This window comes from Streptomyces sp. NPDC001492, assembly GCF_053597275.1.
On the sequence record NZ_JBSFHW010000064.1, the window covers coordinates 26,604 to 47,737 of the forward strand.

General features: G+C 69.6%; 28 protein-coding genes. 5 read left to right on the forward strand and 23 right to left on the reverse strand.

Annotated features, from left to right (window positions below):
- Positions 1–4: 4 nt before the first annotated feature.
- The 12 genes from ACWC1K_RS45630 to ACWC1K_RS45685 all read right to left on the reverse strand — a co-directional run bounded on the left by ACWC1K_RS45630 (position 5) and on the right by ACWC1K_RS45685 (position 6,087).
- Positions 5–412 carry a hypothetical protein gene (locus ACWC1K_RS45630; RefSeq protein WP_450839559.1) on the reverse strand — a complete coding sequence of 136 codons (408 nt, stop codon included), beginning with the start codon at positions 410–412 and terminating at the stop codon, positions 5–7.
- Positions 413–447: 35 nt separating this feature from the next.
- Positions 448–861, reverse strand: a complete 414-nt coding sequence (locus tag ACWC1K_RS45635) for a hypothetical protein (protein WP_450839560.1) — start codon at positions 859–861, stop codon at positions 448–450.
- 111 nt (positions 862–972) lie between these two features.
- The gene (locus tag ACWC1K_RS45640) at positions 973–1,557 is read right to left on the reverse strand and encodes a phage tail tube protein (RefSeq protein ID WP_450839562.1); all 585 of its coding nucleotides are present in this window, start codon (positions 1,555–1,557) and stop codon (positions 973–975) included.
- 10 nt (positions 1,558–1,567) lie between these two features.
- Positions 1,568–2,023 (reverse strand): hypothetical protein, encoded by a 456-nt coding sequence (locus ACWC1K_RS45645; protein ID WP_450839564.1) that lies wholly within the window; start codon positions 2,021–2,023, stop codon positions 1,568–1,570.
- Positions 2,024–2,026: 3 nt separating this feature from the next.
- The gene (locus ACWC1K_RS45650) at positions 2,027–2,284 is read right to left on the reverse strand and encodes a hypothetical protein (RefSeq protein ID WP_450839566.1); all 258 of its coding nucleotides are present in this window, start codon (positions 2,282–2,284) and stop codon (positions 2,027–2,029) included.
- Between the two features lie 15 nt (positions 2,285–2,299).
- Positions 2,300–2,638, reverse strand: coding sequence for an HK97 gp10 family phage protein (locus ACWC1K_RS45655; protein WP_450839567.1), 339 nt, complete (start codon positions 2,636–2,638; stop codon positions 2,300–2,302).
- Complete coding sequence (locus ACWC1K_RS45660) at positions 2,635–2,976, reverse strand: hypothetical protein (protein ID WP_450839569.1); 342 nt, start codon at positions 2,974–2,976, stop codon at positions 2,635–2,637. The genes ACWC1K_RS45655 and ACWC1K_RS45660 overlap by 4 nt, the downstream gene beginning before the upstream one ends.
- Positions 2,976–3,350, reverse strand: a complete 375-nt coding sequence (locus ACWC1K_RS45665; RefSeq protein WP_450839570.1) for a hypothetical protein — start codon at positions 3,348–3,350, stop codon at positions 2,976–2,978. The genes ACWC1K_RS45660 and ACWC1K_RS45665 overlap by 1 nt, the downstream gene beginning before the upstream one ends.
- A 5-nt stretch (positions 3,351–3,355) precedes the next feature.
- Positions 3,356–3,955 carry a hypothetical protein gene (locus ACWC1K_RS45670; protein WP_450839572.1) on the reverse strand — a complete coding sequence of 200 codons (600 nt, stop codon included), beginning with the start codon at positions 3,953–3,955 and terminating at the stop codon, positions 3,356–3,358.
- Positions 3,956–3,958: 3 nt separating this feature from the next.
- A complete protein-coding gene (locus ACWC1K_RS45675; protein ID WP_450839574.1) occupies positions 3,959–4,339 on the reverse strand; it encodes a hypothetical protein in 381 nt (126 codons plus the stop codon).
- Between the two features lie 57 nt (positions 4,340–4,396).
- Positions 4,397–5,254 (reverse strand): P22 phage major capsid protein family protein, encoded by an 858-nt coding sequence (locus ACWC1K_RS45680; protein WP_450839576.1) that lies wholly within the window; start codon positions 5,252–5,254, stop codon positions 4,397–4,399.
- A 17-nt stretch (positions 5,255–5,271) separates the two neighbouring features.
- Positions 5,272–6,087: a hypothetical protein gene (locus tag ACWC1K_RS45685; protein ID WP_450839578.1), complete on the reverse strand. Its 816-nt coding sequence runs from the start codon at positions 6,085–6,087 to the stop codon at positions 5,272–5,274.
- Positions 6,088–6,242: 155 nt separating this feature from the next.
- Here ACWC1K_RS45685 and ACWC1K_RS45690 point away from each other — a divergent pair, with 155 nt between their 5' ends.
- The 5 genes from ACWC1K_RS45690 (at position 6,243) to ACWC1K_RS45710 (ending at position 11,600) form a co-directional block, all read left to right on the forward strand.
- A complete protein-coding gene (locus tag ACWC1K_RS45690; protein WP_450839579.1) occupies positions 6,243–7,145 on the forward strand; it encodes a hypothetical protein in 903 nt (300 codons plus the stop codon).
- The gene (locus ACWC1K_RS45695) at positions 7,145–7,672 is read left to right on the forward strand and encodes a hypothetical protein (RefSeq protein ID WP_450839581.1); all 528 of its coding nucleotides are present in this window, start codon (positions 7,145–7,147) and stop codon (positions 7,670–7,672) included. Before ACWC1K_RS45690 ends, ACWC1K_RS45695 begins: the two co-directional genes overlap by 1 nt.
- A 731-nt stretch (positions 7,673–8,403) precedes the next feature.
- Positions 8,404–8,628 carry an HNH endonuclease gene (locus tag ACWC1K_RS45700; protein ID WP_450839583.1) on the forward strand — a complete coding sequence of 75 codons (225 nt, stop codon included), beginning with the start codon at positions 8,404–8,406 and terminating at the stop codon, positions 8,626–8,628.
- On the forward strand, positions 8,625–9,872 hold the full coding sequence (locus ACWC1K_RS45705; protein WP_450839585.1) for a PBSX family phage terminase large subunit: 1,248 nt from the start codon (positions 8,625–8,627) through the stop codon (positions 9,870–9,872). The genes ACWC1K_RS45700 and ACWC1K_RS45705 overlap by 4 nt, the downstream gene beginning before the upstream one ends.
- A 15-nt stretch (positions 9,873–9,887) precedes the next feature.
- Positions 9,888–11,600, forward strand: coding sequence for a hypothetical protein (locus ACWC1K_RS45710; protein ID WP_450839587.1), 1,713 nt, complete (start codon positions 9,888–9,890; stop codon positions 11,598–11,600).
- 323 nt (positions 11,601–11,923) lie between these two features.
- On the opposite strand, the gene ACWC1K_RS45715 is transcribed toward ACWC1K_RS45710, so the two are convergent.
- From ACWC1K_RS45715 to ACWC1K_RS45765, 11 genes are all read right to left on the reverse strand, one after another.
- The gene (locus ACWC1K_RS45715) at positions 11,924–12,085 is read right to left on the reverse strand and encodes a hypothetical protein (RefSeq protein WP_450839589.1); all 162 of its coding nucleotides are present in this window, start codon (positions 12,083–12,085) and stop codon (positions 11,924–11,926) included.
- Positions 12,086–12,261: 176 nt separating this feature from the next.
- Positions 12,262–12,402, reverse strand: coding sequence for a hypothetical protein (locus tag ACWC1K_RS45720; RefSeq protein ID WP_450839591.1), 141 nt, complete (start codon positions 12,400–12,402; stop codon positions 12,262–12,264).
- Positions 12,399–14,693, reverse strand: coding sequence for a type IV secretory system conjugative DNA transfer family protein (locus ACWC1K_RS45725; RefSeq protein ID WP_450839593.1), 2,295 nt, complete (start codon positions 14,691–14,693; stop codon positions 12,399–12,401). The genes ACWC1K_RS45720 and ACWC1K_RS45725 overlap by 4 nt, the downstream gene beginning before the upstream one ends.
- Positions 14,694–14,754: 61 nt before the next feature.
- Positions 14,755–15,138, reverse strand: a complete 384-nt coding sequence (locus tag ACWC1K_RS45730) for a hypothetical protein (RefSeq protein WP_450839594.1) — start codon at positions 15,136–15,138, stop codon at positions 14,755–14,757.
- Positions 15,131–17,128 carry a hypothetical protein gene (locus ACWC1K_RS45735; protein WP_450839596.1) on the reverse strand — a complete coding sequence of 666 codons (1,998 nt, stop codon included), beginning with the start codon at positions 17,126–17,128 and terminating at the stop codon, positions 15,131–15,133. Before ACWC1K_RS45735 ends, ACWC1K_RS45730 begins: the two co-directional genes overlap by 8 nt.
- Before the next feature lie 142 nt (positions 17,129–17,270).
- Positions 17,271–17,954, reverse strand: coding sequence for a hypothetical protein (locus ACWC1K_RS45740; protein ID WP_450839597.1), 684 nt, complete (start codon positions 17,952–17,954; stop codon positions 17,271–17,273).
- 2 nt (positions 17,955–17,956) lie between these two features.
- Positions 17,957–18,472, reverse strand: coding sequence for a DUF6197 family protein (locus ACWC1K_RS45745; RefSeq protein ID WP_450839599.1), 516 nt, complete (start codon positions 18,470–18,472; stop codon positions 17,957–17,959).
- Between the two features lie 26 nt (positions 18,473–18,498).
- Entirely contained in the window at positions 18,499–19,668 is a 1,170-nt protein-coding gene (locus ACWC1K_RS45750; RefSeq protein ID WP_450839600.1) for a hypothetical protein, read from the reverse strand.
- 46 nt (positions 19,669–19,714) lie between these two features.
- Positions 19,715–19,909: a hypothetical protein gene (locus ACWC1K_RS45755; RefSeq protein ID WP_450839601.1), complete on the reverse strand. Its 195-nt coding sequence runs from the start codon at positions 19,907–19,909 to the stop codon at positions 19,715–19,717.
- A gap of 20 nt (positions 19,910–19,929) precedes the next feature.
- Entirely contained in the window at positions 19,930–20,250 is a 321-nt protein-coding gene (locus ACWC1K_RS45760) for a hypothetical protein (RefSeq protein ID WP_450839603.1), read from the reverse strand.
- A 362-nt stretch (positions 20,251–20,612) separates the two neighbouring features.
- Positions 20,613–20,969: a hypothetical protein gene (locus tag ACWC1K_RS45765; protein ID WP_450839604.1), complete on the reverse strand. Its 357-nt coding sequence runs from the start codon at positions 20,967–20,969 to the stop codon at positions 20,613–20,615.
- Between the last annotated feature and the right edge of the window lie 165 nt (positions 20,970–21,134).

Consider the following 21,134-nt stretch of genomic DNA (forward strand, 5'->3'; position numbering starts at 1 on the left):
CTCCCTAGTCCTGCATCTGGTGCTGGTGTGGTCTGGCCGCCTCGAGTTCGCGGATCCTGGCCATCCACTGGTCGATCTCCGCCTGCTGCTTCGCCGTGTCCACCGGGACCTGTTGCGGGGCGAGGCGCTCAAGGACGGCCCGGTTGCGGGCGTTGCGGGCCTCGGTGAGCGCTTCGCGCTGCTCGTCGGCGGCGAGCTTGGGCGGCTCCACCGCTGTCATGGCCGGTGGATCACCCTTGAGGTGGGCCTTCCACAGGGTTTGCGCGATCAGCTGAAGGAGGTTCACGGTGGTCGCGGACAGGTAGGTCTGCTGCGACCACCGGTAGCCGTCCGTGTCGCCGGCTGCGGCTGCCTTGGTGGCGGAGTCCTCGGGCAAGGCGTTGACGAGGTCCCGCAGTTCGGACCAGGTCATCGTTCCCTCCCCCCAGGACAGGGCCCAGAACTCTTCTAGGCGGCGGCCGGGGTAGTAGCGCTGGAGGTCGGCTCGGACGGCTCCGGCGTGCTCTCGGAGGAGCTGGAGGAGCCAGAGCCTTCCCCCTGGTCGGTGCCCGCCTCGCCGTCCATCTCCTCGATGAGCGCCTTGAGTTCACCGATGGTGAGCTTGGCGACCCTGACGAGCCGGTCGAAGGCCTGCGGGGGTTCGGCGATCTGCCGCAGGACGGCGATGTTGGCGTCGCCTTCGGCTTTCTGTGCCTCTTCGACGATCTCGACAGGCCAGTAGTCCTGAGTGAGCAGGGAGCAGATCTCATCGGCGCCGTCCTCGTTGGTGAAGACGACGTCGACGTACTTCAGGCCAGCGGCCTGGGTCTGCTGGGCGCGCATCTGCTGGAGGCGGATGACCTTGCGGTTGGGCTTGGACACGGCGGGGATTCCTCTTCTTGGGCAGGGGCTGGGGCGGGGGCGTTCAGTGGTGGCCCGCAAGCGCCGCCCCCGCCCAGGGATGTGAGCGCGCGCGGGCCACCGGCTTGGGGGTTAGGTGAGGGAGACGTTGGTGATGAACCGCTGGACGGCCTGGCCGCCGGAGGGGGCGGCGAGCGGCTTGAACGTCAGCTCGAAGGAGCTGGCGTCGTCGGCGGAGCGCTTGCGGTTGCCGCGGTCGGACACGTCCACGCGGGCGATCATGATGCGTTCGATCTCGTCACCCTCGATGATGTCGATGCCCAGGGCGCGCTCGATGCCCGGGGAGGCCTGCCCGGTGCCGAAGGACAGGTACTGGGGGACGGCCGGCGGGCCGACTGCGGCGGAGACGGAGGTCATGTCGGCGGCCTCGACGGCGTAGTACAGCTGCAGGAGGGCAGCGGTGGTCTCCAGGAATGTGATCTTGAAGGAGCCGTCGCGGGACTTCACGCGGGTCTTGACCGGGGCCTCCTCACCCCACGCCTGGATCTCCGTGCGGTCCTCGCCCAGGGCCTCCTCGAGGCCGTCGGGGTGCATGTAGCCGAGGTCGACCCAGCCCATGCCCCAGGCGATGGTCGGGCCGGTGGGGAAGGTGGTGCCGACGGGGGCCACGTACGCCTTGCCCTTTACGCCGATCTTGATGTTGTCTGCGTTGCCCACGACGGGCCTCCTAGCTTGTCGTTCGGGGTGGGCGAACGCTCATCCCCAGGGTCATGCCGACCCGGCGCACGCCCGTGTTGGGCTCTTCCGGGCGGTCTTGCGGGCCGGTCTCCTCGCTGGTGCCGGTGACGATGCCGTCGGCGGTGGCCTGGCCGGGCAGCAGCTCCCACTCGCCGCGCACCCGCAGCGCCATCCGCATCGCCGCACCCAGTTGCGGTTTGGCGGGGGCGTAGCAGTCGATCGAGAAGCGGGGCTGGTCGATCGCGCTGCTGTCGGCCCAGCCGCGCAGGGCGGCGGTGCCGCCGATACGCAGGAGGCGGACGATGGCGCCGCGGTCGGCGAGCAGCCGGTTGAACTCCTCGCCCTCGGGGAGTTCGCCCACGACGTAGGCGGACGTGTCAAGGGCGGCCTGCAGGAGGTCGATGCCGACCTGCTTGCCGTCGGGGAGCGCTACCGGCGTCGACACGGGCTACGCCTTGGCGCCGCTGGTCTTGGCCGCTGCCGTCTTCGCCGGTGCGGGCGCGGCGTCGTCGGCCTTGTCGGGGGTCTTCTGCGCGCCGGTGTCGGCGCTCTCGTCGGCCTTCGCGGGCTCGACGTCGTCGACGAGCTCGGCGAACCCGTACCAGGAGCGCACGTCCTCGCGGCGTACCTCGACGATGTCTCCGGGCTTCTTGTCCTTGTGCCAGAAGACCAGCTTCATCTTGACCAGCGCGGAGGGGTCAGCCATGGCGGTGCTCCTTCATCAGTGATCGCCACCCGCGGCATCGAGGGCGTGGGAAAGCGTGTAGTGGGGGCGGTGGATGGAGTGGCCGTTGCGGTCGACCTGCCGGGTGCCGTGCTCGACGTAGTACGCGTAATCGACGGAGGCCTCGACGTAGACCTCGCCGTCCGGGCCCGGCTCCTCCACCCGGTGGATGGACTCCATGTAGCGGCCGGTGAGGATGGGCGCCGTCGCCTTGGCTACGTCCACCACCCGGTCCATGCGCGCCTCGAAGTCGGCCTGCACCACCCGCGTGTGCGGCAAGTTGTGGATGGCGTCCTCATCGAGCTGGACGTCGACGGTGACCTCGCTGCCGCTCATCCGCCCTTCACCTCCAGCAGGTTGACGACCTGCCCGGACAGTGGGCCGGCGCCTTCGGCGTGCGCGGGGGCGCCGTCGATCTCCCAGGTGCGTCCGTCCCACTGCACGCGCATGCCGGTGGTGATGGTCATGGCCCGGGGCGGCATGAGGAGCAGGGCGCGGGTGGTGGTCTGGTCGCCGGCCTGCCGGGTGCGGGAGTTGGAGGTGTAGTCGATGGTGCAGCCGGAGATGGCGGTCCGGGTGGGGTGGTCCCAGTCGCGGACCTGGGTGTTGTAGTCGCCGTCGACGAGGGCGGCCTCAAGGATGGTGACGGACTGGCGTCCGATGGGCCCGGGCATCAGCCGCTCACCAGAGGCCACATGGTCAGCAGCCCGGAGTTACGCAGCACCGTCGCGGCCTCCGGGCCGATCTTCGGTGTGGCGCCTGCGCCTTCGCCGACGGTGCGGCGGGTGAAGGACCGGGACCCGGCGGACATGGACTGGATGTCGCTCTCCGCGCCGGTCTCGTCGCCGCGTTCCATCTTCCAGTGCACCTGCCGCACGCACGCCTTGCGCAGGACTTCCTGCACCTGGGGGTCGTTGGGGTTGTACATGGCGCCGATCAGCGCGGCATCGATCGCGTCGGAGGCCTGCTCAAGCAGCCTCCACGCATTCGCCGGGGCAGGCTCGGGGGTGAGCCATGCCTCGAGGTCGCTGACCGTCGCGTACGCCATGTCTGCTACTCCCCCGCCTCGTTGTCGCCGGCCGGCTGGGCGCTGTCGCGAGCGTCTTCGACAACCTGCGCGTAGTCCTGGCACTCCGTCTTGGTGGCGTCCTTGGCCTGGTCGGGGTCCATGCCGAGCGCGATGGCGTAGGCGCGCCAGTCGGCGACGGCCGCGTTCTTCGCGGGACGGTCCGGCAGCTCGCTGGCGGGGGTGGCCGCGGCTTCGGCGTCCTCGTTCGGCACCGGAGCTTCCTGACCCTCGCCGAGCTTGGCCTCGTGCTCGGCGACCCAGTCCTGAATCTGGGCCGCGGACAGCGTGGAGGCGTGGGTGGCGTTCATGCCGAGAGCGACCGCGTAGGTGGCCCACTCCCCCGGGTGCGCGTCCTCGCCGGGCTTCTCGCCGGGGGCGCGACGGTGGTCGCCGACCCGGTTCACGGTGTCGGCGTCCTTGCCGTCCACGACGACCAGCGCCTTGTTCCCGGCCTGCACGTCGACGCTCTTGCCGTCGACCGGGTGGAGGCGGCCCGTGGCCACCTGCTTCGCCATCTCCGGGGACAGCGGGTCATCCAGCGTCAGCCGGAGACCACCTGTCCCCTCGTACTCGCGGGAGGCCATGGGTCAGTTCCACGCCTTCGGCATCTTGAACGCCGTGATCGTGCCGGTGAACCCGGACTCGAAGTCGACGTACAGGGTGGAGCCGTCCTGCTGGAACCGGGCGCTGGTGAACGGGCCGATGAACTCCTTGCCCGTGTTCGCGCCCACCGAGACGGTGAGGTCGCCCTGCCCGGCCATCCACGACTGGGTGCCGGATCCGGTGCGGACGATGAGGTTCTTCGCACCGGTCGCGGTGTTCGTGACCCGCAGCACGGTGTGCTCGGGGTCGACGCCGTTGATGACGACTCCGTTGGTGACGAGGGTGGAGTCGATGGTGGTTCCGGCGACGTCGGTGGTGTGGCTGTTGGGGGTGAAAGACGTGTAGCTGAGGGCGGTGCGCGCCATGGGGAGCCTCCTAGGGGATCAGCGCACGCTGAGCTGGTGGTGAGTGCCCTGGGGGGCTTAGGCGGGGTCGATGAACGCGATGGCGAGGCCGGTGGGGCGCAGGAGCTTGGCGCCGTACACGTGCAGGCCGCGGATCGCGTCGGCGATGGTCGACTGCAGGCGCAGCGCCTCGGTCTCGAGGACCTGGTCGGCGTAGGTGATGGCGCCCGGGTAGCCGGCCTGGATGACCTGGGTGTCGCCGCTGGGCACGGGGGTGTTGTTCGACTCGAGGATGTCGAACCCTGCGGCTCGGCCGACGATGCCGTTGCGGAGGCCTTCCTCGGTGCCGGACTCGTTGACCTTCACGAACCGGGAGTCCTCGAGGAGGGAGCCGGTGAACTCCGGGGAGGCGACGACGTAGCGGCCTTCCTTGGGCACGTTCGACCGGTTCAGACGGGTGCGGAGCGGCACCAGGACCTTGTCGTAGGCGTTCGTGGGGGTGGTGTGGGTGTCGATCGGGGAGCCGGTGGACCCGATGACGTTGACGGAGGCGACGCCGGTGTAGAGGCTGGCGACGTAGGCGTCGGCCTTGTCGCGCAGGCCGTAGGCGGCGTTCTGGGCCATCTGCTGCATCGGGTCGAGGAGGGCCTGCGCCTTGTCCACGTCGTCGATCTTGAACGCGAAGGCCTTCGCCTGGTCGATGACCAGGTCGGTACCCGCGGTCTCGACGTCCTCGTAGTTGATCGTGTCGCCCGCGTCGTAGTCGAAGATCGTCGGGTCGCCGATGGTCGTGATGTGCACCGACTGACCGTGAGAGCTGATCTCGCCCTCGTAGTTGCGGTTCACGAGCTGAGGCTGGGCGTAGACGAGGCTGTTGCGGAGGGCCATGAGCAGCTGCGCTGACCAGATCTCCGGCTTGAAGTTGTTGATCGACAACGGAGGCTCCTAGTGGCCTACCGGCCGCTGCCCAGATACGCGTTGAGGCGTCCCTCTGCTACGGCCTTGGTGATTTGTTCGGGTGTCATCCGCTTGACGTCCTCGGCACCCAGCTGCCGCTTCTGACCCGGGGCCCCGTCCATCGGCGCACCCCCCGCGGGGACTGCGGGCTTCGGCTCGGCGGGCTTGGCCTGGCCGAGCTTCGGGTTCGCCTCCACCGCCGCCTTTACGGCCTGCTCCACGCTGGCAGCGAAGTCAGGAGCCGACGGGTCGAGCTTGGCGATGGCCTGGGCGAAGCCCCGGGAGTCCAGGAGGGCATCCGGGTCGCCGCCGTACTTCCCCGCGCTCTTGTAGACGGCGAGCTCCACCTGGGTCTGGCGGGCGGCGGCCTCGAACTCCTTGGTCCGGGACTGCTCTTCGGCCAGCTTCGCGGTGAGCTCTTCGGGGGTGGGCGGCTTCTCCTGCCCGCCGGTGTCGAGGCCGAACGCGGCGGCGACCTTCTTCATCAGGTCGGCCTGCTGCTGTTCGGCCTGCTCTTTGAGCGCCTTCGCGTCGGCTTCGCGCTTGGCCTTCTCGGCTGCGACGTCGCCGCGGAGGTTCTCGACGAGCTTCTCGAACCGCGCGGGGTCGAAGTCGCCTTCGAACTTGGGCGCCTTGGCCCCTGGTTCGGCGGGCGGCTCGGTGGCCGGAGCGGGTTCAGCGGGAGGTGCCGGGGGTGTTGCGGGTGCGGCCGGCTCGGGCGGAGTCGGTGCGGGGGCCTGGGGCGCGGGCGGGGTGGCCGGCTGGGTGCCGGGGTCCGTCGGTGTGCTTCCGGGCTGGGCGGGGGTCGTCATCGGGGCCTCCTTGGGCTGCCTGCGCGCAGGGTGCGGCACCTTGGCCGCTTGCGCGTTGGCATGGATGCTAACCCAAACCCAGACCCTATGCTGCACAATCAAAGGTGTAAGCGCAAGCTAGCCTTTGATTTCACGGATCAAGAGGGGGTGGTGTGGTGGAGTCCACCAAACGCATCGCCGACACCGCACAGCGTCAGCCCGCCCAGTTGCGCGCCCTCGAGCACCGCCACGCCGCCACCGCGGCCCGCCCCCTCGCCAAGGCCCTCGCCGACGCGCAGGCCGACGCCACCACCCGCTGGACCATGGCCACCACCGCCACCCAGCACATCCCGAACCCGGCCGAACTCGCAGCGCTCATCGAGCACATCCGCAAAGCCCTCGCCGCCGCATTCCACGGACAGGGCGCGTACGCAATGGCCGAGGCGCAGCGCGCCGCGTTCACCGCCGCCTCCCTGGGTATCCAGCACGCTTCCAGGATCGTCGGAATGCTCCGCGGCGTTGCCCCTCCCCCGATCCCCCCGGAGACCGGAGCCCCCGCCGACCGGGCCGCCGGAGCGATCCCGGCCGCCGTGCAGGAGGAGCACTCCCACGCCCTCGCCCTGCTCACCACCGCCGCGCTCACCGCCTACGGGCTCGGCGGCCTCAAGTCGGTGTTCACGCGGGCCCGCCGGGCGGTCACCCGCATCACCGCCGGCGTCGCCGTCGCCATCACCTCCGCGGCCGCCAACGCCGCCCTGGTCGTGGCCCGTTACCTCGGCCCCGGGGTGCGGATGCTGTGGGTGGCCGAACCCGGCGCCTGCCCGGCCTGCGCGGCGTATGCGGGCCGTTCGATCCGGCCGGGCGGCATGTTCCCCGGCGGCCTGTCTCTCGCCCCCGAGCGCACGGTGTTCCTCACCCCGATCGCCGGGCCCCCAAGGCATCCGCACTGCCGTTGCACGGTGATCCCGTGGCACCCCTCCTGGCGCGCCTCCGGCCCGTCGCTGCCCGTCCTGCTGCAGCAGCGCGCCCGCGCAGGCCTGCGCGCCACGATCCCCGCCCAAGCCCGAAGGACCGCATGATGCCCGCTCCCTGGCCTCTTCCCGAAGAGTTCCACGACAAGATTCGCGAACTGCACTCCCTCGGCTATGGCCGCAACCGGATCGCCCGCGAGATCGGCCAGCCACCCGTGTCGGTGTCCCGTACGGCCGAGTTCCTGGGCCTCACCTTCGACCGGACGAAGATCCAGGCCGCGACCGAGGCGCGCATGGCGGACATTGCCGAGCGTAAGTCGCTGCTGGCTGAGGATCTGCTGGGGGATGCGGAGAAGCTGCGCAAGCAGTTGTGGGAGCCGACGACCGTGTACTCCTTCGGCGGCAAGGACAACACATACGAGGAGCACGAGTTCGACGAGGCGCCAGCAGCGGAGAAGCGGGCGCTGATGTCGACGGCAGGGATCGCAATCGACCGAGTCCTGAAGCTGGTGCCGGCCGAAGTCGGCAGCGGCGCTGACGACGCCAAGTCCATGCTCGGCAAGCTCGCCGAGGGCATCGCGGCAATCGTGCAGCAGAGCGACGAAAACGACGGCCCGGAGGACGGTGGGCTGTGATCGTTCGCCTGCCAACACCCGTCCTGACCAGTAGAATTGGGTGCACAAACCCCATACGGAACCCCGGCGGCTGCGCTAACAGTCCCGGGGCGTGGACGACACTTTCGAGGAGTGCCGACATGACCAAGCGTACCTGCAGCGCGCCCGGGTGCGAACGGATCCACTACGCCCGTGGATGGTGCACCCTGCACTATGGCCGCTGGCTGGCCCACGGAAGCATCGACAAGCCGGTCCGGAAGCGCCCTCCGACTCCACCCTGCACGGTCGACGGTTGCGGACTACCTTCGGCAGACCAGGGGCTCTGCCCGTCTCACTGGCATCAGGGGAGGGCGCAGCAATCTGCCACCCGGCGCAGGCCTACGAGCCGTAGCAGGACTACCCGCCCTGCGGACACGCGGCCGCCCGGCAAGAGGTCCTGCAGCGTCGAGGGCTGCAGCAAGAAGCACGTCGCCAAAGGGTTCTGCAGCTGGCACTACCAGGTCGCCCGCGATGAACGCCAGCCTGTCTGCTCGGTCGACGGATGCGAAACCCCCGAGCGGGCCAAGGGCCTGTGCCCCAATCACTATGCCTACCTGCGGCGGCATGGGGTCCTCGCCCCGCAGTTCACCTGCGAAGGCTGCCAGGGCACGTTCCCGGGGAGGGCCAGTACTCGGCACTGCGTCGCCTGCAAGCCGACCCCCAACTTCTACGCGGTGGAACGCAAGGCGCGTCTCGCACTGAATAACGCCACGATGACGGACGCCGATCACAGTGAGTCGGCCGCATACCGGCAGATCATCAAGAGTGATCCCTGCGTGTACTGCGGTGCCGCCAGCGTGGCCATCGACCACGTCACACCCATCGCCGAGGGCGGCTCTGACATCTGGAGCAACCTGGCCCCGGTCTGCAAGCCGTGCAACTCGAAGAAGCGCAGCCGGTCCGTCCTGACGCTCATGCTCGACAGGCTCGCCGGATGAGCGTCGCCGACCTCGGGATGTCCCGGAAGCAGATGGACTTCGTCGCCAACAGCACGGCACGAATCAACATCGCTTCCGGGTCCATCCGGGCCGGGAAGACCATCTCAACCCTCCTGCGTTGGCTGATCTACGTAGCGAGTGCCCCTTTGGGCGGCGAACTGGCGGTGGTTGCCAAGACGACAAACACGGCCGCGTCCAACGTGTTCATCCCGTTGCAGGATCCGAACCTGTTCGGACCGCTGGCGCAGCACGTGCACTACACGCGCGGTGCGCCGACGGCGACGATTCTGGGCCGGTCGGTGCGCGTCATCGGGGCGAACGATATCCGGGCCGAGGAGCGTTTGCGTGGCATGACCTGCGCTGGGGCTCTTGTCGACGAAGCGACACTTGTTCCACAAGAGTTCTGGACGCAACTTTTGGGGCGTATGTCCGTTCCTGGCGCGAAGCTCTTCGCCTCTACGAATCCGGGCTCTCCCGCGCACTGGCTGAAGCGGGACTTCATCGACCGCCGTGACGAACTCGGCATCCGCTACTGGCACTACACGCTGGACGACAACCCATCCCTGGCCCCCGAGTACGTGGCCGCGATTCGAGCTGAATTTGTGGGGCTCTGGTTCCGTCGCTTCGTCCTCGGCGAGTGGATCGCCGCTGAGGGCGCGGTCTTCGACATGTGGGACGACGAGCGGCACATCACCGACACGCTGCCGGAGATCGCTAAGTGGATCGGCGTGGGCGTCGACTACGGGCAGACGAACCCGTTCCACGCCACGCTGATGGGCCTTGGTCGCGACCGGCGCCTGTACATCGCCTCGGAGTGGCGCTACGACGGCCGGCAGCAGCGCCGCCAGCTCACGGACCTCGAGTACTCGGAGCGCCTGCGGCACTGGCTCGCGGACGTTCCCGGGATCGGCGCCGTGCGCCCGCAGTTCGTGACCGTGGACCCGTCTGCGGCCTCGTTCAGCGCGCAGCTGCGCCGCGACAGGCTGACTCCGACTCCGGCGAACAACGCGGTCCTGGACGGTATCCGCACCATGTCCAGCCTGCTGTCCGCGGGGAAGCTCCTCGTGCACTCCTCCTGCAAGGGCCTCATCAATGAGATGCCTGGCTACGCCTGGGACGACAAGGCGGCGGAGAAGGGCGAGGACAAGCCCATCAAGGTCGCAGACCACGGGATCGACTCCACCAGGTACGTCACGTACACCACTCGAGCGTTGTGGCAGCGCCAGCTGGCCATGGCCGCGTAGGAAGGAACCGCCATCATGCCGCTGCCGCCGTCCGGGAACACGCCCTGGCCTCCGATCCAGTTCCACGATCCGTTCGCCGATATGGAGGTGTGGCGGGCCTGGTACGGCGGGGATACCGCGCATCTGGCGCAGGTGTACGGGGGCCCGAACTCGTACGCGCAGAATCCGCAGGCGCGGGCGTTCTTCGATCTGAACAAGCCGTCGCAGTTCCGTGGCGGGATCGTGGGTGGGCTGGCGCGGATGTTCTGGGGGGAGCCGATTACGCCGGGGCAGCCGCACGCGAAGCTGCACGTGCCGATCGCCGCGGACATCGCCGAGCTGTCCGCGAACCTGCTGTGGGCGGACATCCCCACGGTGACGGTGGACACCGACTCGACCTCCGACGTGACGGTCGCTGATGCGACGACGGATCAGATCAAGCGGTATCTGGACGACCGCGGGCACGCGAGCATGCGGGAGGGCGCGGAGCAGGCGGCGGCGCTGTCGGGGGTGTATGTGCGGGTGGTGTGGGATACGACGCTGCGGCCGCGGCCGTGGCTGGATGTCCTGGCGCCGGATGCGGTGGTGCCGGAGTGGCGTTGGGGTCTGCTGGCGGCGGCGACGGTGTGGCGGGAGCTGGACTCCATCAACGGGGGGACGGAGGTGTGGCGGCTGCTGGAGCGGCATGAGCCGGGGAGTATCGAGTACGGCCTGTACAAGGGGGGTCCGGACAAGCTCGGGATGATGATGGCGTTCGACGATCATCCGGATACGGAGTATCTGATCGGCCGGGTCGACGACATGGGCCGGCAGGCGACGGGTGTGGAGCGGCTGCTGGTGTCGTACATGCCGAATGTGGGGCCGAACCGGGCGTGGGATCACGTGCCGGAGGCGAAGCCGTTCGGCCGCTCCGACTTCGCGGGGATCGAACCGCTGATGGGGTCGCTCGATGAGGCCTGGACGTCGTGGATGCGGGATCTGCGACTGGGCAAGGCGCGGATCATGGTGCCGCAGTCGATGCTCGAGACGGAGGGCCCGGGCGGGGGCGGCCTGTTCGACGTGGACCGCGAGGTGTTCGTCCAGTTGAACATGCTGGACGACGGCTCCGGCGCCACGTCCATCGCCATGAACCAGTTCGCCATCAGGGTGGAGGAGCACGAGCGGACCTGCAACGCGCTGCGCGGGCAGATCCTCTCAAGTGCCGGGTACTCGGCGCAGTCGTTCGGGGACGAGGGCAACGTGGCGGTGACGGCCACGGAGGTCGCGGCGCGTGAGAAGCAGTCCCTGACCACCCGCGGCCTGAAGATCCTGTACCAGCGGCCGGCCTTGCTGGAGGTCCTGACGACGATGCTGTGGGTGGATGCGGTGCACTGCGGGGCGAAGGGCATCGACCCGACGGTCGAGCTGACCGCGTCGTGGCCGCAGGCGGTGCAGCCGGACCCCGAGGCCACGGCCAGGACGTTGTCGTTCCTCGAGACCGCTGGGGCGATCTCGACGTGGATGAAGGTGAAGCAGCTGCATCCGGAGTGGGACGACGAGGATGTGGCGGAGGAAGTCGCGCGGATCCGGGCGGACAAGGCTGCGGCGAATCCGATCCCGGCCGGCGACCCGTTCGGCACCAGCGGCGTGCAGACCCCGGAGGATCCGACATCGACGGACCCGGCGGACGGCGCGCCGGAAGACTCCGCGGACGGGGAACCGGGCGACGGCGAACCCGACCCGAAGCAGGCGCAAGGGGCGGCGGCCTGACGGTGTGGGTGGGCGGGGGCTTGCGCGGTTCAGCGGCGTCGAACGCCGCGGCGCGCGGGTAGCGTCCGGTAGTCGGTCTTCTTGCCGTACGTGCGCTTACGGGCTCGAGCCCACTTGCGGGCGAACGGCTTCTTCGACGCGAAGAGGAAGCGCCATTGCGCCTGGCTTCGCATCTTTCCTCGGTTTCCCGGCACGGGAATCACCTCCCCTCCCCCTCAGTGTGCCCGCCGGGTGCCACGTTTCCGCAGGTCGCACTCGAACCAGCCGGTAACTTCCGGCTTGCTGCGCCTCACGCGCGCGAATCCGGCGTGGACCGGTCCGGGTTACCTGACCTTGCACATGGCGATGATCAGGCATGCCCAGGCGGTGAATGCGGCGATGGCGACCGGGGTGTTCGGATCGCCCCAGAAGGGAACCATGGCGAGTGCTGCGCAGCCCAGGGCGATGAGGAGGGCGATGCGGGCTTTCCGGGTCTTGGTCCTCATGGGGTCCTTCCGGGTGTGGGTCGGCCCCCTCTGCGACGGGGGGCGCGGAGGGGGCCGTGGTGTGCTCGGGTGCCGGCGTTTGGGGTTTGGCTGGCATCCGGGCTGCTGGTGTTGATGCTGCCGCATGTTTCAGGGTTTGTCCGAGCCGCCTTCCCCCGCTTGCCGCGGGCGGGGGGTTAGTCGTTGGTGACGGTGACGATGGTGATGTGGTCGGTTTCGAAGGGGAGGTTCTCGTAGTGGCGTGCGGCGTCGTCGTCGGAGACGGTGGTTTCGGTGGTGGTGCCGTGGGTGTCGGTGATGGTGATTTTCTTGGTCATGAGGCGTTGTCCTCGTCTTCCTGGTCGGTGGTGGTGGCGGGGCCTGCGCCGATGCCGTACATGCCGCGCACGTCCCTTCCGGTGTCGTCCTTGGGCTGGCGGTGAATCTTTCCTGCCTTGGTGAGGGCGCCGAGGCTGTGGTTGAGGGTGGAGCCTTCGATGCCGGCCATGCGGCTGACGTCGTCCCGATGGATGTAGGTGGTCTCCTGGCCGAGCGGGTCGCTCATGGACTGGAACACCTTCAGGATCTTGTCCTGGGCGGTTTCAGGCTTCTTGGTGAGTTCGAAGCCGCCGAACAGGGTGCCGAGTTCGCCGTCTTCGCCTCCTTCACCGTCGTCGAGGATCGAGGTGGCAGCGATGTCGTTCCGGTTGTCCCAGTCGGGCCAGTCGGCGGGGTAGGCGATCCGGTCGTGGTCGATGTGGGGGGCGGCGGACTCGAGGATGAAGGTGCGCATCATTTCGGCGGCTCCGCCGGGACCGAGGGTGTAGCCGAGCCCGAAGGTGGCCTTGGGGTCCTGGAGGGGGATGGTCTCGTCGTAGACGAGGGGGCGGTCGACGTCCCAGGCGGCGGGGATGTCGCCAGGGTCGACGCCTTCGAAGCCTGTGGTGACGAGGTGCTGCTGGCCGGAGTCGGAGCGCAGCATGACGAGGCTGCCGCCCTGGATGACGTTCATGCGCAGGGCGGTGGAGCCGCCGACTTTGTCGGCGTTCACGGCCTGGTTGACGATGGTGAGGATGATGCCCTGGGAGCGTGCCTTGGCGGCGAGGGCTTCGACGATGATGCCGGCTTCCTTCTTGTGTTCGTCCCATTCGGACAGGGGGACGTGGGCTTCGTCGAGGATGACGCGTACCCAGGGCCGCTCGGGGGTGGGCTGGAAGTTCTTCATGCGCAGGCGGGAGGACTCTTCCATGCGCCAGTTTAGGAGGGCGTAGGCGATGCGGAGGGTGCCCATGACGCCGTCGACGAGGCCGCTGTAGCAGGCCATGTCCTCGACGTCGGGGTTGGAGGAGCCCTTGGGGTCGGCGTAGAGGATGGCGTGGCCGTTGACGTGGTCGGCGAGGGCGACGATCTGGACGAGGCCGCCCTTGCCGGATCCGGTGACGCCCGCGATGAACAGGTGCTTGGCGCCGAGGACGGGGTCGGTGAACTGGATGCGGGCGGGGTAGCCGGAGACGTGCCGGCCGACCTGGACGTAGCCGCCTTCGGAGATTTTCAGGACGTGGGTGCCGGGGAAGGGCACGCCCTCTTGGAGGGGGTTGTGGTTCATGATGCGGATTTCTCCCTTGCGGGGCTCGCCTTTGACGGGGTTGTAGGAGCACAGGAGGGTGTTTTTGCGGAGTGCTCCGGCGAGTTCGGCGCGGTCGGGCACGGGGAGCTTGTTGAGGGATTCGCCGGCAATGACGTAGGCGACTTCGCCGCCGGTGTGGGGGTCGGGGCGGACGTCTTCGAGGTGCGTGTCGGCCATGACGCCGCCGACGCGGGCGGCCCACTTGGTCCAGGCGCCCTTAAGGGTGGAGGTGTCGAGTTCTGCGGGTGCGGCCAGGTTGACGGTGATGTGGGCCTGTCCTGCGTGGGCGCCGGGCTTGATGTGGATCCAGGCGGGGTCCTTGCTGTAGACGCCGGAAACGGTCTCGCGGGTGACGTTGACGGGCTGGCCGGGTGTCTGTGCGGTGATGGTGCCCTGCCAGCGCACGCCTGCCAGGTAGTGGGTGACGGTGAGGACCTGGCCTTTGTGGAGGCCGGTTGCGGGGTGGGAGATGTAGCGGCCCCATCGGGCGTGGATGTCGGCGACGTCGGGCGGCAGTTGGGGCTTGGGCGGGACGGTGGCGCCGCGGAGGGCTCGGCGGATCCGGCGGGGCCACAGGATGCGGCGCAGCTTGTAGGGGACCAGGAGGCATGCGCCCCACCAGGCGAGGGATTCGATGAACGGGATGGGGTTGGTGGGGTCGAGCCAGCCGGCCATGAGGGCGTCGGTGACTGCGGCGCCGCCGAGGGTGCCCAGGGCGTAGGCCACGCCGGTGGTGAGGGTGGAGATGCCGAGGGTGGTGCGGTGGGCGTACAGGATGTCGGTGGCCGGGAGGTGTGCGGCGAGGGCGGGTGAGATGCGGTTGGTGTAGTTGGCGTACGTGAGGGTGGTGGCGGCGCCGTAGGCGAGCCCCAGGAAGGCGGAGGCGCCGCTGTCGCAGAAGGGGGCGAGGACGCCGACGGCCACCGGGGTTGCGCTGGTGGCGGCCGCGATGGCGCGTTCGGTGGCCGGGCTGCGCGGTGTGGTGGTGGCCTGCGTGCTCATCGTGCGGGGTTCTCCTGTCGGTCGGGATGGGGTGGGGCGAGTGGTGGAGGGGGCGGGCCGGTTACTCGGCCATGACCCAGCGGCGGTCGACGTCGTAGATTTCGGCACCGACCGGGGAGCGGTGGACTTCCTCGTTGATCTGGGCGTGGCTGGCCTGGTTCTGGTCGTTCACGGCTTTCGCCTGCCTGGCCGTGCCAGTTGCGGCGGAGGCGTGTTCGATGACCGCGGCCGACAGCCCGCGCATGATCTTCGCGAGTTCGTGGTTTTCGCTGACGCTGGCCTTGTCGACGCGCATCGCGGCAATCGCTTCGGCGTCGCGGGCGGTGCCGTCGGCCTCGGCGTTGATGGCCTTCTCCTCGGTGCGGATGGCGTCGGCGGAGCGGGCCACGTCCTGGGCGAGTTTCTTGGTGGCGGCCTGGAGGCCGCTGAAGGTCAGGTCAGGCATGGGCGTATCCCAGGTCGCGGTAGTAGTTGAGTTCGGCGGGGCCGTCGGGTGAGTCGGCGGCCGCGCGGTAGATGCCTGCGTAGCGGACGTCGAGGTTCGCGGAGACGGCCGAGCAGGCGTCGGCGGCGCGGTCGGCGCGTTTGACGACCTCGGCGGCCTTGGCCTCCTGCAGCTTGGAGGCTTCCTCGAGGCGGGCGAGTTCGGCGATGACTTTCTCGCCGCCCTTCTTCTTGGCGCTGCGGGCCTGCTCGAGGTAGTTGGTGATCTGTTTGGTCTGCTGCTGGGCGTGCGCCTGGTAGGTCTTGGCCCGTTCGGCGATCTTCGTGAGGGTTTCCTTGCGTCCGGCGAGGTTGCGCTGGTGGCCGGCGAGGTTGCGGACTTCGCCGCGGGAGATGAACTGCCGGTCGGCGCCGCCTCCGAGTTCGAGGTGGGTCGGGTTGGTGTTCTTCACCTGCACCGGGGTGGCGGGGGGTGCGGTCACCGGCGTCTCCTTCGGCTTCATGAGGATGGTGCGCGGGTCGGGCGGGGGCGGGGGCGTGGACGGTTTCGGGGGGATGGTCGGCTTGGGTGGGACCGGGGTGGGCGTGGGGGTGGGTGCTGCGGGTGGTGTCTGCTTGCGCTGCTGGCGGGCCTTGTCGAGACGCTCCTTCTCCTTGGCGGCCGCCTCCTTGATGTCGCTGCGCCCGTCTGCGACTCCGTCTCGCCAGGCGCCTACCTTGGCCTCGACACGACCGATGCGGGTGCCGTCGCGGTAGCCGGCCTCGCGGGCGGACTGGGTGTTGACGGTCGTCCCACCGGGGGCGGAGGCATGCTTGGGGTCGGTCTTTCCGGGCTCCGGGGCCTTCTTCGGGTCTGTGCTGCCGGTGCCGGGCTTGGTGGTGGTCTTGTCGCCGCCCTTGGTGTCGGGGTTCTTCTTCAGGTCGACGGGCTTGTCGCGGCCGGGGGTGGGCGCCTTCCCGGGTCCGGTGTTGGTGCCCGCACCTCCCCTGGGGCCGCCCGGTCCTCCGGGCGTACTGGGGGTCTTCTTCGGGTCGGAGGTCTTGGGTGTCTTCTCCCAGGGCCGCTCGCGGGTGGTGTCCTTGGGGAGCGTCTTGGCCGGGGGCTTGGTGTCCTTGCCGGTGGCCCCGGGCTGCTTGGCAGGGCTGGTGGATCCTGCGGAGCCGTTCGGGCCCCCGCCGGCCGGGGTCTTGCCGTCCTTGCCGGGCTTTCCGGCGTTGCCCTGCGGGCCGGCCTTGCCCGCCCCCGAGCCGCTGCTGCCGCTGCTTCCGGCGGGTCCGTTCTTCGAGCCCGTGGCGCCCGTGCCGCCCTTTCCCGGGGCGTTCTTGGGGTCGGTGTGCCCGGCGTTCTGCTTGCCCGCACCGGAGCCCGCAGACCCGTGGGATCCGCGGCCGCCTGCCGAACCGTTGCCGCGGCCCGCCCCGCCTCCCGTGCCGCTGCCATTGGACTTGCCGCCGCTGACGTGGTCCTTCTTCACAGCCGAGGTCTTGGTGTCGCTGCCCTTGGACGCGTTGTTGCTGGTGTTTGTGCCGGTGGTGCCGCCGACGAGCTTTTCGGAGCGGTTGACGGTGCTCGTGCGGGCCTCTTTGACCTGGAGGGCCTTGGCCTTCTCCTTTTGGATGTCGAGGGCCTTGAGGCGGGCCTGGCCGCCCTGGCGCCAGCGTTCGATCGCCGCGTGCGCGAACGCGCGCAGGACGCCCTTGTCGTGGCCGCCAGCGCTGGTGCTGTTGGTGCCGCCGTCGGCTGCCGGGGTGCCGCCGTCGTGGAAGTCGGCGCTGGAGCCACCCGGCCCGAGCATGGACGCGCCGTTGTCGTGCCCGTCGGCGGCAGTCTGGGGGGTGAGGTCGAAGGTGGGGCGGGCGGGGTCGACGGCGGCGAGGGCGCCGGCGAGCCATCCGCCTCCCGCGGCCGCGGGCTGGGGAATGCCGTTGGTAGGCGTGTGCGCGGGCGGCTCGGGGGCGCCGGAAGAGGCTGGAACCGTGTCACTCGCCATCAGAAAACGTCCTCACTCTCGGTAGTTGCTGCCTTGTTGCTGCCTGCTGGGAAAATCCGCGTTCCGCTGTTGCCGACTGTCTCCACGTGGGGGTTGTGGATGTTTCCTTGGTCAGCAGTAAGCAGGAAGCAACTACTCACGGTCACTGCTGGTAGGGGTTCGGGTAGATCACGTAGCCGTTTGGGGCGGCTTGCGGGGCGGGCTTGGTGGCCTTGCGGACGAACAGAATGGTGCCGATGACGAGGACGCCGGCGCCGATGAGGAGGCCTTCGCCGGCTCCTCCCCCGCTGCTGGTGGGCTGGCTGGAGGCGGTCTCCTGGAGGTCGTTGCCGGTCGCGGTGCTGGTGGCCGGGTACTGGTTTTGGCAGTCGGAGATGACGCCGGCGAGGGTCTGCCCGAGCTGCTTGCCGACCAGCTGCTTGTTGTCCTGGACGCAGGCGTCGATCTGCTTCTGACGTGCGGTTTCCTGGACGCTGACGGTCTTGGCTGCTTCCTTGCTGGCCTTGTCGAGGGCCTTCTGGCGCTGGAGGTCGATCTGGGCCTGCTGGATGGCGAGTTCCTTGGCCTTGACCTCGTTGGCGGCCTGGGTGGCGGCGTAGTGCTGGTAGCCGAGGAGGCCGCCGCCGGCGAGGACGGCGGTGATGACGGCGATGCCGGCCTTCCCGCGGGGCGTGAGCCCGGTCTTGACCGGGCGTCCGTGGGCCGGGGGTCCGTAGGGGTGGGGGTCGGTGTAGGAGGCCTGCGGGGCGTTGGCCTGCGGGTTTGCCTGGAAGCTGTGGTTGACGATGCCGTCGAAGGCGTGGTTGGGGTCGTTGTACTCGTTCATGGTCATTCTCCGTAGGTCTCGGCGAGGTGGATGGCCCGGTTGATGCGTTGGCGGACGTGGGTGAAGGTGCGTTCGTCGAGGTCGTTCCAGTGGAAAAACGGCTGGTCAACGCCGATTTCACGGAGGGAAAGCTGGAGGTAGTGGACGGCTCGTTCGCGGGCGGCGGGGGTGACGTGTCCGGCGCGCTGGAGCATGCTCTGGGCGCCGCGCATGCACATGCGGCCCGTCGGGGCGACGTCCAGGGACTTGCACCAGCCGTACTTCTCGAGCGCGGCCAGGACCTGCCGGAGGTGGGCGGACGGCTTCTGCGGGATGGGGTTTTGCCACCAGCCGAGGGCCTCGAGGCCGTCGCGAACCGTACGGGGGATGAGGCGCTGCCCCCAGGTGGGCGGGTCGAGGAGACCGGGCGGTGCCTGAACGGGCGCCGGGGAGACCGCCGGAGCGGGGGCGGGGACGCGCGTCGGCACCGCGGGCGGGGTGTCCGTCCGCGGGCGCGGCGTGCTGCGGGTCTCGGTCACGGTCTCTGGTCTCCCTGGTCTCGGTCTCAGGCGGTCTCTGCGAGGTACTGGTCTCGTGCGGTCTTCAGTCGCTTCGCGGCGGTCGCCTTGGGGCGCCCGGTGGTCTCGATCGCGTCGTTGAGGGAGACCTGCATCGCCCCGCCGCGAGACCTCATGAGGTCCAGCAGCTTGTTGGTCTCGGTCTCGCGGTCTCCGATCGGAGTGACGGCGGCGGTGGTCTCGCGGACGGTGGTCTCTGGGGTAGACCGGAGGTTGGAGACCGGGAGACCGGTCTCGGTCTCGCTGTCCCGGCGCGTGGTCTCGGTCTCGGTAGACCGGCCTCGGGTCTCGCGGACGGTCTCGGTCTCGGCGGTCTCACGGTTGCGGGAGACCGGGGTCTCGCTGGTCTCCAGAGACTTGGTCTCGCGGAGACCGGTCTCCAGCGGGCTGGTCTCCAGCCGCTCGAGGGAGACCGTGGTGGTCTCGAAGGCGTCGAGGGAGACCTCGGGAGCGGCGATTGGGAGACGGACCATCAGGCGGGCCCGGCGGTCGGAGACTTCCTCGCGCCGCTTGGCGACCGCCTCGTGCTCGGTGAGGGCGGCCTTGATGTGGGCGTCGATCGTCTTGCGGGACCGCCAGGGGTGGGCGAGCCACGCCCACTTGCCGAGGACGGGAAGGGTCTGGGCGACACGGCCGAGCTGGCGGAGGGTCTCGCGGTGGGCGTAGCGGTGGAACATCTCGAAGGCGAGCTCGGCGATGATCGGGGCGGCGGCGAGGATGACGGAGCCGACCGTGCCCCACTGCTCGAGCTGTCCGTGCTGCCAGTTCACCCACGCGCTGGTGCAGATCATGGCGAGCATGGCGGCGCGGGGGGCGAGGCCGCTGTCGGTGGTGACGGCGTACTTCTGGGAGAGCAGGGCGAAGAAGAGGGCGGCGATGTCGAACATGCCGCAGCCGAGGATGGCGATGGGCTGGGGGGCGGCGAGTTGCTGGGTGAGGAGGGTGTAGATGGACCAGGTGCCGACGGCGAGGGCGGCGGTCATGACGAGGACGAGGACGATGCGGATGGCCCAGTCGGAGGGGCTCTTGCCGTAGAGGAGCTTGTCGTACATGGGGTTGGGGGCGGTGTGGGGGGTGGCCCCGGCGTTGGGCAGGGGCTGCCAGGCCCCGTACACGGGGGCGGTGGGCGGCTGCGGGCCGGCCGGGGCGGTGGTCATCGGAATCGGTGTCCTTTCGGTACGTCGGAGCGGCGGGCGGGCTAGGTCAGGAGTTCTTGCGCTGGATGCGCTGGAGCTGGGCGGTGGACATGGTGGAGGCGATGCGGCGGGCTTCGGCCGCGTCACCGTTGTGGATGGCGGCGCTGAGGTCGCGGGCCTTGGCGCCTTCGGCTGCGGCGGCGATGACCTGGGCGGTGACCTTGTTGAGGTCTGCGGCGAATTCGTCGAGGTTGCGGGCCATGGCGGTGGTCCTTTCGGTGGTCAGGCGGCGGGCGTGAGCTGGGGGGTGGCGGTCTTGGCGCTGAGGCGGGCCTGGATGAACGCGTAGGCGACCTGGGCGTCGGCTTCGGCGAAGACGAGCTCGGATTCGAAGTCGGCGGCCGTCCAGGTGCTGGAGTCGTTGCCGTGGGCCTTGGCGAACTCGGTGCCGGTCTTGGGGCGGAGTTCTTCGGCGCGGCGGTCGCAGTCGGCGGCGTGGGCGCGGAAGTTGCGGGCGAGGCGGTGGCGGCCGTTTGCTTCGTGGCGGTCGGCGACGGCCCGGTATTCGCGGGCGGCGCGCTGGAGGCCCTGGGTGGTCTGCATGGGGGTCGGCTCCTCTCGGGTGGTGCGGGGTGGTGGGGGTGCTGGGCTTGCGGGGCGCCCGCCGGCCGGGGGGGGGGTCGGCCGGCGGGCTTCCGGCGAGTCCAGCGGGGTGGTGCCCGGCCGGATGGGGTCCGGCCGGGCGGGGCGGCTCAGACTTCGTCGAGGGGGATGCGGGGGGTCTCGTCGTCGCCGCCGTTGTTGCGGATGGTGCTGGGGTTCATGTGGTCCTCCGTGGTGGGGTTGTCCCGGCCGGCTGGTCGGGGTCGACACCCGCCCTGGTGGTGGGCGGGTCTCGGCGGCGGCCAGATGGTTGGGGGGCGGGGGCCCGGCCGTGTCGGCACCGTGCCGAGCCCCCGGGGCGGTCAGACCATGTCGAGGTACTCGTCGACCGCGTCCGTGTGACCGTGAAGCAGACGGCTGGCCTGTTTCAGCAGGCTGTGCTGTTCGATGCCGTTGGCGTCGGCGGCCGAGCCGACCAGGGTGGCGGCGGTCTCCCAGTCGTCGGCCTGGTTGATGCCCGCGTCCGCGAAGTGCCCGGCGGCGCATCCCATCTGGGCCGCCAAATCCGCCAGCGTGGTGGCCGCAGGCTGTTCGGAGACGGGCGTGATGTCGTTCGCGAACCAGCCAAGGAACAGCTCTGGAGTGACGAGACAGTGCCCGTCACAGCCGTCGCCGTCGTGGACGGTGCAGGTGTAGCGGTGGACGAGTTCGGTGGCCATTCGGTCGAGTCCTTCCGGTCAGTAGATGCGGTTGAGGGCGCTGCTGGAGGTGCGGGCGGCGTCGGCGACTTCGCGGTTCTGGGCGGCTACTCCGCGCTGGATGTCGGCGGCGTCGTGGTGGCCCTGCGAGTCGAGGTCGGCGGCGACCTGCTCAAGGCCGTTGGC